At 60.9% G+C, this 17,362-nt stretch carries 11 protein-coding genes and 1 pseudogene; 6 read left to right on the top strand and 6 right to left on the bottom strand.

Annotated elements, in window-relative coordinates; genetic code table 11:
• Window positions 1-551 precede the first annotated feature (551 nt).
• The 5 genes and pseudogenes from NYP16_RS12795 (at window position 552) to NYP16_RS12775 (ending at window position 5,207) form a co-directional block, all read left to right on the top strand.
• Window positions 552-1,847 (top strand): type III PLP-dependent enzyme, encoded by a 1,296-nt coding sequence (locus tag NYP16_RS12795; protein ID WP_274944547.1) that lies wholly within the window; start codon window positions 552-554, stop codon window positions 1,845-1,847.
• Window positions 1,844-2,902 (top strand): 1,9-bis(guanidino)-5-aza-nonane synthase, encoded by a 1,059-nt coding sequence (locus tag NYP16_RS12790; protein ID WP_346742530.1) that lies wholly within the window; start codon window positions 1,844-1,846, stop codon window positions 2,900-2,902. The genes NYP16_RS12795 and NYP16_RS12790 overlap by 4 nt, the downstream gene beginning before the upstream one ends.
• An 83-nt stretch (window positions 2,903-2,985) precedes the next feature.
• On the top strand, window positions 2,986-3,846 hold the full coding sequence (locus tag NYP16_RS12785; RefSeq protein ID WP_274944545.1) for a mechanosensitive ion channel family protein: 861 nt from the start codon (window positions 2,986-2,988) through the stop codon (window positions 3,844-3,846).
• A gap of 9 nt (window positions 3,847-3,855) precedes the next feature.
• Window positions 3,856-4,046 (top strand): annotated as a pseudogene (locus tag NYP16_RS12780) (YqaE/Pmp3 family membrane protein).
• Between the two features lie 114 nt (window positions 4,047-4,160).
• Entirely contained in the window at window positions 4,161-5,207 is a 1,047-nt protein-coding gene (locus tag NYP16_RS12775) for an HpcH/HpaI aldolase/citrate lyase family protein (protein ID WP_274944543.1), read from the top strand.
• Window positions 5,208-5,517: 310 nt separating this feature from the next.
• Here the strand turns inward: NYP16_RS12775 and NYP16_RS12770 are convergent, their stop codons facing one another.
• Together NYP16_RS12770 and NYP16_RS12765 are read right to left on the bottom strand one after the other, a co-directional pair.
• Window positions 5,518-7,404, bottom strand: a complete 1,887-nt coding sequence (locus NYP16_RS12770) for a PhoX family protein (RefSeq protein ID WP_274944542.1) — start codon at window positions 7,402-7,404, stop codon at window positions 5,518-5,520.
• A 35-nt stretch (window positions 7,405-7,439) separates the two neighbouring features.
• Window positions 7,440-8,753, bottom strand: a complete 1,314-nt coding sequence (locus NYP16_RS12765; RefSeq protein ID WP_274944541.1) for an MgtC/SapB family protein — start codon at window positions 8,751-8,753, stop codon at window positions 7,440-7,442.
• Between the two features lie 90 nt (window positions 8,754-8,843).
• On the opposite strand from NYP16_RS12765, the gene NYP16_RS12760 reads away from it, so the two are divergent.
• A complete protein-coding gene (locus NYP16_RS12760) occupies window positions 8,844-9,497 on the top strand; it encodes a protein-L-isoaspartate(D-aspartate) O-methyltransferase (RefSeq protein WP_274944540.1) in 654 nt (217 codons plus the stop codon).
• Between the two features lie 4 nt (window positions 9,498-9,501).
• Here NYP16_RS12760 and NYP16_RS12755 read toward each other — a convergent pair whose 3' ends face one another.
• The 4 genes from NYP16_RS12755 to NYP16_RS12740 form a co-directional block, all read right to left on the bottom strand.
• Window positions 9,502-10,602, bottom strand: coding sequence for a class II histone deacetylase (locus tag NYP16_RS12755; protein WP_274944539.1), 1,101 nt, complete (start codon window positions 10,600-10,602; stop codon window positions 9,502-9,504).
• Between the two features lie 12 nt (window positions 10,603-10,614).
• Window positions 10,615-12,063 carry an amidase gene (locus NYP16_RS12750; protein WP_274944538.1) on the bottom strand — a complete coding sequence of 483 codons (1,449 nt, stop codon included), beginning with the start codon at window positions 12,061-12,063 and terminating at the stop codon, window positions 10,615-10,617.
• Window positions 12,064-12,119: 56 nt separating this feature from the next.
• Entirely contained in the window at window positions 12,120-14,384 is a 2,265-nt protein-coding gene (locus tag NYP16_RS12745) for a TonB-dependent receptor (RefSeq protein ID WP_274944537.1), read from the bottom strand.
• Between the two features lie 249 nt (window positions 14,385-14,633).
• A complete protein-coding gene (locus NYP16_RS12740) occupies window positions 14,634-17,351 on the bottom strand; it encodes a LuxR C-terminal-related transcriptional regulator (protein WP_274944536.1) in 2,718 nt (905 codons plus the stop codon).
• Window positions 17,352-17,362: the final 11 nt, after the last annotated feature.

The following is a 17,362-nucleotide window of genomic DNA, read 5'->3' as shown; positions in this document are numbered from 1 at the left end:
AGAGACTTGCCGACGCCGGCCGGGCGGGCGGATCCGCACGGAGGACCCGGGACCGCACCCCCAAAAATGGCCATTTTCCGGTGCTTTGACGCCCCCCTCCGGACCCCTTCCAACCCCGCAGAATCCCAAGCGAAACCACGAATTTTCCGGAACCCGAAAAAGATCAAAAAAAACTATTGCATTCGGGGTCTATTTGGCCCATTTGTGCTTCTGACGATCGCACGTGCCACTGGCCCCTTGCAGGTTATGTAACGACACCGTCGCACTTTTTTTTAGTTGGACCAATCGTCTGATTGATTAAAGGAGGTGGCACATGACCTTCCTCGGCTACATCAAGGGTTTAGGCCCTGTCGCACGATCGTTTTCCTCTACTTTCGAGAATCGGTCGCAAGCTCGTTTCGATCAACTGATCCAGCATAGGCTCAGTCCGAGATCGAGTACGCGTTGATCCATCGTCAGTCCCCGTGATCCGGGCCCTGTCGATGGAATGGATGTCCTACGGTATACAATACCGCGGGGACGCTGTTATTTTTTCAATGCAGTTGACCGATATGACCTCACAGCTCCTGTCCCTTCCGATTGATTCCTTCCGTGACGACGCTGACCTCGCGGTTTTTGCGTCGCTGGATGAAGCTGTCGCGACGTTGCGCCCGGACGAGCCCGTACAGGTGCTCTATCCTGACGAGCTGCGCGCCAATGCCCGCGCGTTTCTGACGCAGTTCCCGGGCCAGACGCTTTATGCCGTCAAGGTCAATCCGGACCGCCGCGTGCTGCAATATCTTTATAATGCCGGTGTGCGCCATTTCGACGTGGCGTCCGAGGGCGAAGTCGAGCTTGTGCATTCGATGTTCCCGAATGCGCGGCTGTCGTTCATGCATCCGATCAAAAGCCGTCGCGCCATTGCCTCGGCCTTCCGCATGGGCGTGCGCGATTTCGTCATCGACAGCGAATCCGAGATCATCAAGGTCATCGAGGAAACCAACGCCGCGAGCCGCATCAATCTGTTCGTGCGCATCGCGCTGCCGAAGGGATCGGCGGCTTATGACCTGTCGGGCAAATTCGGCGCCGAGCATGACGAGGCGGTAACCCTGCTGCGTCAGGCGCGCCGGGTGTCGCATAAGCTTGGGCTCTGCTTCCATGTGGGCTCCCAATGCCTGAACCCGGTGTCCTACCGCGAGGCCATTGAAAAGGCCCGCGCCATCGTGGCCGAAGCCGGTGTGACGCTGGATATCCTGGATATCGGCGGCGGGTTCCCGGTGGCCTATCCGGATATGGTGCCGCCGCCCTTTGAAGATTACATGGCTGAAATCCGTCAGGCCGTGGCCGACAACGGCTTCGCCGCAACCGAGCTTTGGTGCGAACCCGGCCGTGGTCTTGCGGGCACCGGCGGCAAGGTCATCGTCAAGGTGGAGCATCGCCGTGGCGACAAGCTTTATCTCAATGACGGCACCTATGGCTCGCTGTTCGATGCCGGACAGGGCTTTGGCTGGCGCTATCCGGCACGTCTGATCCGGCCCGATGCCGAGATCAGCGCCACCGATGTGCCGCAGCCGTCGCCGCTTATGAAGCCTTTCAGCTTTTTTGGGCCGACCTGCGATAACATAGATTTCATGAAAGGGCCGTTTTACCTTCCCGAAGACGTGCAGGAAGGTGACTGGATCGAAATCGGGCAACTTGGGGCCTATGGCTTCGCCATGCGCACGGGCTTCAATGGCTTCAAGGCCGATACCACCGTTGCGGTGCGGCCCGAACCCATATTCCCGGTCGAGGTGCCAAAAGCCGCCCGGCCTATTCGCATTCAGGACAAACTTGTGGCCCGCCGCGCCGTGCGCGCCGCTCACAAATAAGGACTCTCATCGTGACCACCACTCCAAACACCAAAGCCGCCATTCTCAACAGCCCGGTCGAACATATCGACATCACGTCTTTTGATGCCCGGCCGATCATCGATTCCATGCGCAAGATGTCCTTCACCTCGCGCGATCTGGCGCGGGCCACCGACATCTACAACATGATGCTCGAAGACAAGAAATGCTCGATCATCCTGACGCTGGCCGGCTCGACCTCGGCCGCCGGCTGCATGCAGGTTTATGTGGAGCTGGTGAAGCGCGGCATGGTTGACGCCATCGTCGCCACCGGGGCCTCCATCGTCGACATGGATTTCTTTGAAGCGCTTGGCTATCGCCATTATCAGGGCAGCCAATTCGTCAATGACATGGATCTGCGCGATCTTTACATCGACCGCATCTATGACACCTATATCGACGAAGAAGAGCTTCAGGCCTGCGATCACACCATCAAGGAAATCGCCGACAGCCTGCCCGCGCGTCCCTATTCCTCGCGCGAGTTCATCTATGAGATGGGCCGCTGGCTGAAAGCCAATTCAAAGAAGAAGGACAGCCTGATCGAGACCTGCTTCGATCATGACGTGCCGATCTTCTGCCCGGCCTTCACCGATTCGAGCGCCGGGTTCGGTCTCGTGGTGCATCAAGTGGAAAACGCCAAGGCCAAAAAGCCTTACATGACCCTCGACGCCATCGCCGATTTCCGTGAACTGACGGACATCAAGGTTGCCGCCGGCACCACCGGTCTTTTGATGGTCGGCGGCGGGGTCCCGAAGAACTTCGTGCAGGACACGGTTGTCTGCGCCGAAATCCTTGGCCATGAAAACGTCGAAATGCACAAATATGCTGTGCAGATCACGGTTGCCGACAGCCGCGATGGCGCTTGCTCGTCCTCGACACTGAAAGAAGCCTGCTCATGGGGCAAGGTCGACATGGCTTACGAACAGATGGTGTTCGCCGAAGCGACGAGCGTTATTCCGCTCCTCGCGTCGGACGCTTATCATCGTGGCCTGTGGAAAGATCGCAGCCCGCGTAAGTTCGGCAAGCTGTTCGATTGATCGGCACGCACCGACTTTGATTTTGAAAGCCGACCTTATAAGGTCGGCTTTCGTCTTTTTAAACTCCGACCGATGAGGCGACCATGGAATTAGATGGCAGATCGATCACCACCGCAAAGCTTGACCAGGCCATGACTGAACTGGTCGCGACGCTTGTGAAATATGGCCTCGATATTGTTGCAGCCATTCTGATCCTGATCATCGGCTGGAGCCTTGCAAACTGGGGCCGCGGGTTTGTCAGCCGGCGCTTGAGCAGGTTGCCGCGCATTGATCTGACGTTGGTCAGTTTCCTGTCGAGCTTCGTTAAATATGCTATCATGATCATTACGGTCATCGCCGTGCTGAGCCAGTTCGGGGTCCAGACCACCAGTCTGATTGCCGTGTTGGGTGCCGCGGGTCTCGCAGTCGGCCTTGCCCTTCAGGGCACCCTCAGCAACGTGGCGGCCGGGGTCATGTTGTTGATTTTCAGACCCTTCCGCGTCGGTGATTCCGTTGAAGTTCAAGGCGCTTCCGGCACGGTCAAGGAGATGTCGTTGTTCGTCACCGAAATCAACACCAGCGAAAATATCCGCATCATGGTTCCGAATGGGCTGATCTGGGCCAATGCGGTCAAGAACATGAGCGTCAATCCCACCCGGCGAATCGAACTCACCCTCGGCGTCGCCCATGAGGCGAAACTGGATCATGTGTTTTCGGTGTTGAAAGACATCATGGCCGCTGACCCGCGCATCCTGCATAATCCGGCCGCCGAAGTGCAGCTTGCAGCCTTCGGGCCGAGCACGCTTGATCTCGCCATACGCGCCTGGACCAAGACGCCGGACTATTGGGCAGTTCGCTTCAGTCTGAATAAATCCATCAAAGAACGCTTCGAAGCCGAGGGCATCGACATCCCCTACCCGCATCAGGTGTCGCTCAATCAGCCCCTTCCACCCGCCGCCAAATAGGACCTTCACATGCGTCTGTTGCTTGCAATTTTCTACCGTTCATGGTGTTTTTCACCATCGGACGGCCCTTTGCCGGGTTTTTCTGTCTGATCCTGCAAATCACCCTGATTGGCTGGATTCCGGCGGCGCTGTGGGCGGTTTATGCGCTCAGTCAGTATAAGACCGAGCAAAAGATCGCCGACGCTCTCAAATATCGCTGATCCTCATGGCTCCGGGTGGTTCACGCGCAAAAGTCCGGACAAATTTTCTTGGCGCGCGGCGCGGCGCGGGATATGCTGCGCCGCAACAGAAGCTGACGAGAGGGACAGCCCGCCATGCAGAAAACGCCCCGGTCTTTCTATAAACCGCTCGCCATCGGCGCACCGCAGCCGCTCAGGGAGCTTCCGGTCAAGCTTGAGCGGATGATCCATTTCTTTCCGCCGCAGAACGAAAAAATGCGCGCCAAGGTGCCGGAGATGGTCGGCAAGGTCGATGTCATCCTCGGCAATCTCGAAGACGCCATCCCGGCTGACGCCAAGGACGCCGCGCGCCGGGGCTTTATCGAGGTGGCGCGCAATACCGATTTCGGCGCGACCGGGCTTTGGACCCGCATCAATTGCCTCAACAGCCCCTGGGTGCTTGAGGACCTGATGGAGATCGTGCCCGCCATCGGCCAGAAGCTGGACGTCATCATGCTGCCGAAGGTCGAGGGGCCGTGGGATATCCATTATCTCGATCAGTTGCTGGCCCAGCTTGAAGCTCGGAACGGCATCACCAAACCGATCATGATCCATGCCATTCTGGAGACCGCCGAGGGCGTCAATAATGTCGAAGCCATCGCCGGGGCCAGCCCGCGCATGCATGGCATGAGCCTTGGGCCCGCCGACCTTGCAGCGTCGCGCGGCATGAAGACCACCCGCGTCGGTGGCGGCCATCCGTTCTATGGCGTGCTGGAGGATGCGAAAGGCGACGGCGTCCCGCGCACGCTGTATCAGCAGGACCCCTGGCATTATACCGTGGCCAAGATGGTCGACGCCTGCATGGCCTATGGCATCAAGGCGTTCTATGGCCCGTTCGGCGATTTCTCCGATCTCGACGCCTGCGAGGCGCAGTTCCGCAATGCGTTCCTGCTCGGCTGCGTCGGTGCCTGGTCGCTGCATCCGACCCAGATCGATATCGCGAAACGGGTGTTCAGCCCGGATGCCGGAGAAGTGATCTTCGCCAAGAAAATTCTTGATGCCATGCCCGATGGCACCGGGGCCGTAATGATCGACGGCAAGATGCAGGATGACGCCACCTGGAAACAAGCCAAAGTCATCGTCGACCTCGCCCGCGAAGTGGCAGCGCGGGATCCGGAACGGGCCGTGGGTTACGGGCTTTGATTTTACCTGTGGTCGCGTGCTTCGAGACGGGGCCTCTGGCCCCTCCTCAGCACGAACGGTGGGTGGGGAAGACCGCCCCCAAGGCTGACGCGGTTTAAATTTCCCGACAACATACCCGTTCGTGCTGAGGAAGCCCCGGGAGGGGCTGTCTCGAAGCACGTGACCTCGTGGTCCTGCCCTTCGAGACGCCCTTGCGGGCTCCTCAGGGCGAACGGTGGGTAGGGAGACAAATGGATTACCGGGTCTAGCCCGGTAATCCAGGGATTTTGGAACTTGTCATGACCAGGCGTGGACACCGGCCATCCATGTTTCAGCCGATGGGGCCGCCGCCGATTTTGGTGATGGCTATGACGGAGGGGCGGGGGGGCATGTCGTCTTTGAAATCGGGCCAGCGGGTGTCGGGGTCGGCGTAGGTGCTGTTGGCGGTGTCGCCGGGGTGTTGTACCGCGAGGAACAGAGTGGTGCCGTCCGGGGTGAAGAATGGGCCGCACATTTCGGCGCCGATGGGGCAGCTGAAAAAGCGGCGGGTCTGGCCGCGTCCCGGGCCTTCTACATCGGCGGCGAATAGGCCGTCGGCAATGTTGCGTTCGGGCAGGCCGTCGGTGGCGATCCAGATGCGGCCTTTGGGGTCGAAGGCGATATTGTCAGGGCAGGAAATCCAGCCGTCGTCGGTGGGCAGCGAATTGTAATGGGCCTGATCACGGGCCACCCGGGGATCACCGCCGAGAATGAAGATATCCCATTTATAGACATCCGCCGTGTGATCGGCGGCCTTGCCGCGTCCGCCGGGCGGGGTCATTTCGATGATATGGCCATCGCGGTTGCGCGGCCGTGGGTTGGCACCGTCGATATCGGCCGGTTTGCGTTTCAGGTTGTTGGTCAGGGACGCAAAGACGCTGCCTGTGACCGGATTGGTTTCCACATCCTCGGGCCGGTCCATGGGGGTTGCCCCCAGAAGATCCCCGGCGCGGCGCGCCTCGATCAGCACATCGGCTTGTGAGGCGAAGCCGTTCTCCACCGTGAGCGGGCCCTGCCCCCAGATGAGCGGCAACCAGCGCAGAGTGCCGTCCTCGGAAAACTGCGCCACCGACAGCACGCCGTCATCCAGCAGATCGCGGTTGCGTTCGCGGTTGCGGGCATCGAATTTGCCGCGCGTTATGAAGCGATACAGATATTCGTTGGCCGTATCATCGCCCATGTAACACACCACGCGGCCGTCCTTGTTGACGAGGGTGGTTGCCGCCTCATGGAAAAACCGGCCAAGCGACGTGCGTTTGACCGGCGTGGCATGAGGATCATAGGGGTCGATTTCGACCACCCAGCCGAAGCGATTGGGCTCGTTCGGTTCTTCCTCGACGTCAAAGCGTTCGTAGATATGAGCCCAGCGGAAGGCATAGGCCGCGCCGATGCCATAGCGATGATGGTTCGCGGCTTCCACCGTGCGGGCGGGGCGGCCGGTGAAATATTTATTGATGTTTTCCTCGCCGCTCAGGATCGTGCCCCAGGGCGTCACCCCACCCGAACAATTGGTGAGGGTGCCGATCACCCGCGTGCCGGTGGGGTCGTCTTCGGTCTTCAGCCGGTCATGGCCGGCGGCCGGGCCGCCGACCCGGAAGATGGTCGAGAGTGCGTCGATGCGGCGGTTGAACAGGCTGTCCGGCACCGTCTCCCACTGGCCGTGGCTGCGCTTGATCTCGATCACCGTATGGCCATGGGCGGCCATCTCGATATCGACCATGCGCTTTGGCATGGCTTTTTGCATACCGGGCTTGAGGTCCGGGTACATGAGATGCGGGATCGTATACTCATGATTGACGCAAAGCAGCCCGCGATCGGACGATTTGGACCCGAGCGGCAGCGGCACATAGCCGATGAAATCATTGTTATAGCCGAACTGCCGCTGCTGGGCCTCGGCGGTCTGGTTGTTCGGGTCGAAGGGAGGCGCATCCTTCGCCACCGGATCGCCCCAACGGATCAGAACCTCGGCCCGGTAACCCGGCGCGATGTGATGATGCGGGTCATTGCCGCGCTCGACTTCGGAAAAGGTCAGGCTGGACCCGCGCGCTTTGGCCGCTCCGGCAAGCGCCGTGCTGCCGAAAAGAGCACCGAGGGCCAGCGCTCCGCCCCCCAGAATCTGGCGACGATCCAGACGAACGTCAACAAGCTCGGCAAGTGTCTGGCGGGTGACCGGGGGCATGATAAATCCTCACGCAAAAATGCGCGCAGAGAGCATCACGAGCCAGCCCCCGCGTCAAGTGCGACTTTGACGATTTGTTCAATCCCGAGCCCCGCGAACAGCGCCACAATCATGCCGAGAAAGCCCGGCCAGATGAAGCGCAGCATAGGACCGCCACCGAGAACCGCGACAAAACCAGCCTTGGCCAGACTGTTGGAGGTTACGCCGATGAGAATGGAGACGCTTGCAACAATGAGCGAAAGCCCCGCCGTGCTGCCGCGCGAGGCCGTCACCGTGATGGCGTCCACATCGACGATCCCGGCCACCGCCGCCACGTAATACAGGCCCTGATCACCGACCCAGGCCCGCGCCGCCGCCGCCGCCAGCATCACCAGCGCCAGCAGAACCCCGAACTGGATCGGAGTCGCGATATCGAAACTGGATTCCGGAGCCTCGATCTCGCCCTCATGAGCGCCTTCGTCCCGGCGCGGCGACCATATCCGCCAGGCCGCGAACAGCCCGACGATCATGGCGAGCGCAAACGGCAATAACAGAGTTTCCGCCAAAGCCGGAGACAAGGCGAAGGTCACGATCAGCACGCGGGGAAACATGATGGTGGAAGCGGCCAGAATGCCCGCCGCCAGCATGGGCGCGAGCTCCCGCCGTCCGGTGCCCATGCGCGAGAAACTGACGGCAATGGCGGTGGAGGACACGAGCCCGCCTAGAACGCCGGTCAGCAGAATGCCCTTGCCCGGCGCCATCCATTTGACCGCGAAATGCCCGAGCAGCGAGATGGCGCTGATCAGCACCACCATCCACCATAACTGATAGGGATTGAGCGCCTGCCACGGGCCATAGCCCTGATTGGGCAGCATGGGCAGGACAATGGCGGAAATGATCAGGAACTGAAGGGCGGCGTTGATTTCACTGCGCTCCACCCCGGCGATGAAGCGATGCAGGCTGTCTTTCATGCCAAGCACCACCGTCATGGCGACGGCGACGGCGGCGGCGATTTCAAATTCCTGAAACCCGGCGCAGATGCCGACGACAAAGGTAATGATGGCGGCGATGAAGGTGGTGATGCCGCGCGCCCCGGTGATCGATGGCCGCACCGCCGTCACCACCAGAATGAGCCCGAAAATGGCAAAGGACATCAGCCCGTAAAGCCGCAGGCCCATGGCTTCGAGAACCGCCGTGAAGCCGCCGAGCAACCCGATCAGCGCAAAACTGCGCACCCCGGCATAGCGGCCGCCGACCGGCTCGGCCCGCAGGCTCCAGCCGCGCTCAAGGCCGACCAGCAGGCCAAGTCCCAGGGCGACCCCAAGCGCCAGAAAAGTCTCAACCGTAGCGAGTGGCGGCGTCAGCGACACATCTACTCTCCATCATTGCTGCCCCATTGTTTGCCGGCATCACCGCAAAGTCCATGAAAAGCACAGACAAATGACTTATACTGACAAGTGATGAGCGATGACACCGACAGTTGGGCCAAAGCCCGCGCTGACATGGTGGCCACGCAATTGAAAGCGCGCGGCATCGCAGACAAACGCGTGCTGGAGGCCATGGGTAAAATCCCGCGCCATTTGTTCGTGCCCGAGGATATGCAGCCGCTCGCCTATGACGATGGCGCGCTGCCGATCGGCGAAGGCCAGACCATTTCACAACCCTATATTGTCGCCCGCATGCTGGAGCTGCTGAGCCTCAAGCGGCGCGACCGGGTGCTTGAGGTCGGTACCGGGTCGGGCTATGGCGCGGCGGTGCTTGGGCATCTGGTGGAGCGCGTGGTGACCATGGAACGCCTGCCGCATCTGGCGCGGGCGGCGCGCGGGCGGTTCAGCAACCTTGATATGGACAATGTGACTGTGATCACTGGGGACGGCACGCTCGGCTATCCCTTGAAGGCTCCCTATGACGCTATTCTGGTCAGCGCCGGGGGGCCGTCGGTCCCGAAGGCCCTCACCGATCAGCTGGCCCCGGGCGGGCGGTTGATGATCCCGGTCGGCGCGGCAGAATTTTTACAGAACCTGCTGCTGATCGAGCGGCACGGTGCGGAGCTCAGGACAACGGTCCATGAGGCGGTCCGCTTCGTGCCGCTGATCGGCGAACAGGGATGGTGACGGCTTAGCCGATACGGGACAGAAGCGCCGCCGCCTGATCGATCACCGCCGCCTGATGAGGCTGCAAGCCTTGCCCGCCCATGCCGCCGAGCAAGGCCATGAACGGATCCTCGACACCGGTCGAGATACCCGACAACGCCTCCATCACCGCGAGGCCGTAGAAGGGCACTGTCGGCGGGTTATATCCACCCTCATGACACATGACGAGGCGGCCGTCACAGAGCCGCGCGGCGGCGTCCACCAATATTCGCGTCAGGCTGCGATAACCTTCCGAATGCATCATCATGCGGCCGAGGGGATCATGACCCCCGGCATCAAAGCCCGACGGCACGAAAATGAGATCGGGCTTGAAGCGGTCGAGCGCCGGGATGACCACCCGTTCGAATGCCGCCACATAAGCGCCGACGCCGGAGCCCGGCGGCAGAGGGATATTGATGTTATAGCCCGCGCCCGCGCCGCCGCCGTTCGCCTCCACCCCGCCGGTATCGGGCGGGAAGCAGTGATCCTGATGCAGCGAAATGGTGAGGGCGCGCGGGTCTTCCCAGAAAATCGACTCGGTGCCGTTGCCGTGATGGACATCCCAGTCCACATAGGCGATGCGTCCGAGGCCGCGCGCCTCCAAAGCGTGGTAACCGGCAATGGCGGCGTTCGCCAGCATGCAGAACCCCATGCCGCTGTCGCGCACCGCGTGATGTCCCGGTGGGCGCACCAGGGCATAGGCATTGCGCACCTGGCCATCGAGCACGGCGTCGGTGGCTGCGATCACCCCGCCCGCCGACAGCCGGGCGATCTCGAAGCTGCCGGTGCTGAAGGGCGTGAGCCCTCCGGCGTCGCCGCCACGGTCGAGGCTTTGAGCTTCAATACGGGCGATATAGTCGGGCGCATGAACCCTTAGGATTTCCTCACGGGTGGCCTTGCGCGGCTGGATCACAGCCAGCTGATCGAGCAGGCCGGTGACTTCAAGCAGGTTTTTAAAACGCCGCTTGGTCTCCGGATTTTCCGCATGCTGACCGGGCTGGATGGGGTAGCCCGCGGGCATGACCCCGGCATAATTCCCGGTGTCATGCCACATATAAAGTTCATGCCAGACAAGTCCCGTGGTCATGAGTGCTATCCTTTAGTGGCTGGCGAAAACGGGCGGCACGCGCCCGGTCCAGGGGCAGGCTTGTTCAAGCTGACCGGCGAGGCTGAACAGGATCTCCTCCCGGCCATAACGCGCCACGATCTGCATGCCGATCGGCAACCCGTCTCCGCCCTGATGGAGCGGCAGCGACATAGCCGGTTGGCCGGTCATATTGAACAGCGGCGTGAAGGGCGAGGTCTGGAACACCCGCCGGGGCCATTCGCGGGCATCGACGCCCTGTTCGTCCGCGTTGTGGAAGCCGATCGCCTGCGGCGGCTGCGGCAGGGTCGGCGTCAGCAGGACATCGTATTGTTCAAAGAACGGCGCCACACTGCGGCAAACCTGATTGCAGGCGGCGTCGGCCCCGAGATATTGCTTGGCCGTGAGGCTGCTGCCGAACTCATAAGCCGCAAGCGTCGTCGCTTCGAGCGTGTCAGGGCCGATAGCACGTCCGGTGAGACCGGCAATGCCATCGATCCAGGTGGCGATATTGGCGCTCCAGATCACGGCGTTGGTTTCGATGAAGCTGTCCCAGCTCATGCCGAGGTTTGGGCTCGCGTCCTCCACATGATGGCCGAGATCCCCGAGCAGCCGTGCGGTGTCTTCGAGAGCCGCAGCGATGTCCGGGGCCGTGCGCCAGCCGCCCCAGGCATTGACCATGAATCCCACCCGCAACGGCCGCGGCGCCCGCGATACCGCTTCGAGATAGGACCGCGCCGGACGGGCGATTTCAAACGGATCCCCGATGCCCGGACCTTCGGTGGCATCAAGGGCCGCGGCGCTGTCGCGGACCGTGCGGCTGACCACATGTTCAACCCCGAAGCCATTGAGTGCAGTACCCGTATCCGGCCCGAGCGGCGTGCGACCGCGCGTTGGCCGCAAGCCCACAAGACCACAGACCGACGCCGGAATGCGGATCGAGCCGCCGCCGTCATTCGCATGAGCAAGCGGCAAGATGCCCGCCGCCACCGCCGCAGCGGACCCGCCCGACGAACCGCCGGCCGAACGTTCGGTGTTCCACGGATTATGCACCGGCCCATGCAACAGATTTTCGGTCGAAAGATTATAGCCCATCTCGGGCGATTTGGTGCGGCCGAGCACATTCAACCCGGCCGCCCGATAGCGCACCATCAGATCGGTATCATGAGGGGCCACCATACCGGCAGCAAGACGGCTGCCGCCTTCTATCTTTTTACCGGTTTCATGGATCACCAGATCCTTCACCATGAACGGCACGCCGCGAAACGGACCAGCGGGAAAATCATCGAGCGAGCGCGGCTGGGCCCGTTCCGGATAGGTTTCAATCACCGCATGAACTTCCGGATTGACGCGGGCAACGGCTTCGAGCGCGGCGGCTGCCGTCTCGGCCGGAGACACCTCGCCCTTTTGCATCAGGTCGGCGAGGCCGAGGCCATCATATCGCACATACTCGCTGATTTTCATGAAACTCTCCATTCATCCATTAGTCGGAAGACAGTCGTTCATCCTCACCGACAGGCCTAGAAACTGGCCTTGACGCTTGCGCCCCATTCCCGCGGACGGGCCCAGGTGGCTTCCACAAGACCGAAGGACGCGATGTCGGCAACACCGCCGACAAAATAACGCTCATTGGTCAGGTTCGTGACAAACAGAGCAAATTCCCACATCTCGTTCGGCGAGTGATAGCTGATGCGGCTATTGATCAGGCTCATGCCTTTCTGGATGAGTTCGGGCGTGTTGACGGCATCCATGGCGATCTTGCTGTGGTAATTCCAATCCGCGCGCAGGGCGATGTCACCCGCCTTCTCGCCGAGCGGGAAGCGATATTCCGCCGAAGCATTCAGCGACCATTTAGGCGTGTTGACAAACTTGTTGGTGATTTGCAGCGGCAGCACCAGACCGACGCTGTCGAGCGGATTGAACTTGGTATATTTCGCGTCCATATAACCGATCGCCCCGGTCACCGTCAGACCTTCGGCGGGCAGTGCCGTGAGTTCGACTTCTGCACCCTTGATGCGGCCCTTGGCGGCGTTCCGGGTTTCCGGCGCGACACCATTGAAAATCGTCACCTGAATATCCTTGTAATCGGAATAGAAGGCGGAGGCGTTGAGGCGCACGTGATTGTCGAGGAACTGACTTTTGAAACCGACTTCATAAGTCGTGAGTTTTTCGGGATCGAACGGCCGCGGCTCAAGCGTCGGCACCACATAACGACCGGTGAACCCGCCCGATTTGAAGCCCTTGGCATAGGATGCATAGGTCATGAATTCCCCGGTCCAACGGTAATCAAGACTGACCTTCGGCGTGACGTCATCGAAGTTCTTTTTACCCACCGGATTGGCCAGCGCGAGAATGCCGAGATCGGTGAAATACTGATTGACCGTGGCTTTCTTTTTGTCTTCCGAATAGCGGATGCCGCCCGACAGATTGAGTTTATCGGTGATGGCATAATTGAGATTGAGGAAGGCGGCATAACTGCGATTATCGACGATGGTCGGGCCATGGATCGACAGCGGAATGCCGAGCGCTTCGAAAATACCCCAGCCGATATTGGCGGTCACATCGTCAGAGCCGGTTTCCTTGAAATAATAGGCTCCGGCGAGCCAGGTCAGGCGATCATTCATAGCCTTGCCGGTGAACTGGAATTCCTGACTGAACTGTTCCGTATCCATGACGTTCGAGGTTTGAACCAGGACCACCGGCGAGCCATCGGGATCGCGGCCAAAGTCCGCTTTCACCTTGCGGTAGGCGGTGATGGATTTCACGGCCACCGGACCCGCGTCCCAATCCACCGTCATGCTGAGACCCCAGACATCCAGGTTTGATCCGGTGGGGCCGGTGGCATAGGAAGTATTTTTTTCGTGCGGCAGCCAGCGGCTGTCATAGGGAAGGCCGGTCACCGGCGCGACGAACATATTATAAAGCCCGGTGATCGCCCCGCCGCCAAACTCGGAAAGCGGACGATCCCAGACGAGCGTTGTCACCGGCGACTCTTCGCGGGCACGGGTGTAATCCGCGCTCAGATTGATTTCGATATTTTCACTCGGCAGCAAGCGAAACGCGCCGCGTACGGAATTGGTGTTCTGATTGCCATATTTCTGATCGGTCAAAAGACGACGCCCAAAGCCATCGCGATTTTTCGACGAGGCGGAAATGCGGGCGAAGAATTTGTCCTCGATAATCGGAATATTGACTGACAGTCGAGCGTCAATGCGATTGTAGCTGCCCATGGTCACTTCGCCCATGCCGGCGAATTTGCCATCCGGTTTTTTGCTGGTGAGGTTGATGGCGCCGCCGATGGTGTTGCGACCAAAGAGCGTGCCTTGCGGCCCGCGCAACACTTCAACTCGTTCAAGATCGAGGAGATCGAGCACACCACCCACCGAGCGCGAGATATAGACGCCATCGAGATAAAGACCGACGCCGGGATCGACTGTCAGAATGAAATCCGTCTGACCGATGCCGCGAATGAAAATGGCGGCCGCGTTCGAGGCGCCGCTGATCGGTGCCGTGGCATCGAATTTCATATTCGGTGTGGCGTCGCCGATCTGAGAAATATTGCTCATGCCGCGTTTTTCAAGATCGGTCGCGGTAAAGGCGGTGATGGAAATCGGCGTGTCCTGCAGCGCTTCTGAAAATTTGCGCGCGGTGACCATGATTTCTTCAAGCCCGAAAGTCTCCTGAGCCGCCGCCACAGATGTCAGCCCCAGTGTCACCCCAAGTGTCACCCCCACCGATTGCAACAGCATGGTCCGATAGCGCGTCAGTGCCGCATGCGAGCGCATGGTTCCCTCCCTTATGAATTTATTATGTCCCCGACGGCGACGTTGATTCTCCGCCCGTAGTCTTGTGCTTAGCCCGCAATGCCGGGTTAGTCCCGCCCCCAAAGTGGGGGCTGGATGAAATAATTTTGGCCCCTACTTAAGGGTGGGGGGAGGGTTTCGCCGTCATTGCGAGGCGCAGCCGAAGCAATCCAGACTCTTCGGCGGGAAGGCTGGATTGCTTCGGCTGCGCCTCGCAATGACGAAAGGGGGTTAGGCTTGCATCACAGGTTTCATCTGTTGCGCGGCTAAGACGGCGGAGGTGCGGTTTTCGACGCCGAGTTTCTGGAAGATATTCTTGATATGCCATTTGACCGTGTTTTCGGTAATGGCCAGTTCCTGCGCGATCGTGCGGTTGCTTTTGCCGGCGGCCATGAGACCGAGCACGTTGCTTTCGCGGCTGCTCAGGAGATCACGCGGCGGTTGGCCTGCTGCGACGTCCGCACGGGCCGGGGGTTCGAACCCGGCAAGCAGCTGTCGGAGATAATGAGCCGGCACCTCAGGGTCGCGGTCGAGCATGCGCAAAAGATCACGCACATAGGGCCCCTCATCGAGGAAATGCCGCACATAGCGTTCGGATTCGCCGAGCAGAACCGCTTCCCGCACCAGGGCCCGGGCCTGCGCGATCTCTCCACTCTGGCGTAAGGCTTCGGCGGTGAGCAGCAGAAGTTCGATCACGCGCTGAAGGCGTCCGGCCTCGCGCGCCGCCGCCAGCACCGGACGCAGCAGCAGAAGCGCCGCCGCCCCCTGACCATCGAAAATGCGGAAGCGCGCGCGGATCACATCATGGAGGGCGGTCACGCGGAGCCAGGAGCCGGGCTGGCTTTCGGGTTTGCTTTCAAGCGGGATCTGTTCCTCCCGCAGACGCTCCCGCGCGGCCTCCAGATCGCCGCGCAGCAACAGGGCACGCAGTTCATCATGCAGAGCTTGCGCGCGTTGGCGGCCAAAATATTTGCGGCCGCAAATCTCGCGCACACGGTCATGATAGGTCCGCGCCTCCCCATGGCGGCCCTGACTGTCCTTGATCCGGGCCATGGTCAAATAGCCCATGACCTGCGGCTCCACATGGCCGCATTCGTCAAGGATGCTGAGATAGGGCGCGATCAGTCCTTCGGCATCGGCGATGCGGTTCCATTCATATAAAACCGTGCCACGCAGGACATTGGCCAAAGCAACGCCGGGGGCAAGGCAATTGCTGCGGTCGGCGATATCCGCCGCCTGTTGAAACCGCGCCGCCGCCGCATGAAGATGCCCTTGGGCCAATTCTACCAGACCGAGAAAGCAATCGGCATAGACCACACCGAAAGGCGCGTCGTCCTCCCGATGCATCTCGCGGGCGCGAGCCAGGATCTCCCGCGCTTCGGCAAAGCGTCCGCAGGCCGAAAGCGCAAAGCCGCGAATATTGGCGGTCACGGCGCCGATCCAGGTGCGGTCTTTTGGGGCGCAGTCCGTCGGTTCGATGGAGAGGTCGAGAACCGCTTCCACATCGTCGCAGGCAATGGCGATCCCGGCCCGAAGCGCGTCAATTTCCGCCGCGATCTGTGTCGGGGTAAGATTACCGATGCTTTCCCCCCGGGCCTGACGTTCGGCGATCATGCGTTCAGCCCGGCGCAATTCTGTCACCGCGCGATCGGGATCCCGCATATGGAACAAGGCCCAGCAGCGGAACAGTGGCAGACGCGGACGGCGTTCGATGACCGAAAGCGGTAGACGACCGATCCAGTCTTCCACCCGCGCCATGGCCCCGACCTTGAGCATGCCATGAGCATGTTCTTCCACCAGCGCGGCAACGCTGTCGTAATCGCCCGCCTTCATCACATAGGTCACGGCCTCAAGCGGCAGATTGGCAGCGGCGAACCAGCGACCGGCGCGGCCATAAAGATCGGCCGCCATGCCGGGGTGGCTGCGATCGAGATGCTGACGTAGAAAATCGCTGAACAGATGGTGATAACGGTACCATTTCTGCTCGCGGTCGAGCGGCAGGATGAACAGCCCGTCGGCTTCAATCTCCTGCAACAGATGATGCGAGTCCGTGCGCCCGGTGACGGCATCACAGAGCGACGCGTTCAAGCGGTCGAGCACGCCGGTCTTCAACAGAAAATCACGCACATCGGCACGCTGACGATTGAGCACATCGGCGGCGAGATAATCGGCCACCTCCCTCAGGCTGCCTGAAAAAGACGAAATAAACGTCTCCCATGATCCCGCATCGCGCAGGGCGAGGGTGGCGAGTTGCAGGCCTGCGGCCCAGCCTTCGGTGCGTTCCTGAAGGGTCGCGACCTGTTGCCCGTCGAGCCTGCCGCCAAGCTCCGCCCGCAAAAAACGTTCGGTCTCGGCATCATCGAAACGAAGATCGGCGAGACCGAGTTCGCGCAGCTCCCCGCGCACGCGCAGGGTCGCGACCGGCAGACCCGGGGTGCTGCGACTGGCGATCACCAGATGGAAATTGGCCGGTGCCAGAGCCAGAAGTGTCGCCACCACCGCCCCTACTTCGGGGCCGTCGACCGTGTGGTAATCGTCGAGAAAAAGCGCCACCGTGCGGCCTTCGGACACCAGATCATTCACAAGACGACCAATGACCTTTTGCGGCTGGATATTGCCCTGACTCTCCAGAAGCTCGGCGGCGTCGCTGCCGATCGAGGGATCAATACCGCGCAAGGCCCCGATCACATAACCGAGAAACGACCGCAGCTCCCGATCATCGGCGGCGAGCGAGACCCAGCAGGGGGTCACCCCGACCTCGGCCATGGCGTGATACCATTGCGCCATGAGCGTGGTCTTGCCGAAGCCCGCAGGGGCCGCAACCAGGGTCAATTTGCGCAGACCCTCGCGCCGTATCAGCTCGTTCAGCCGCCGACGCGGCTGCATGGCCCGCCCGCCCAAGGGCGGCGTGAGCTTGGTCAGTATGAGATCGTTCTGCAAACTCGGCACGTCGCGCGACT

The organism is Govania unica (genome assembly GCF_027920805.1).
Lineage (GTDB): Bacteria > Pseudomonadota > Alphaproteobacteria > Sphingomonadales > Govanellaceae > Govanella > Govanella unica.
This window is presented reverse-complemented; position numbering and strand designations above follow the sequence as displayed.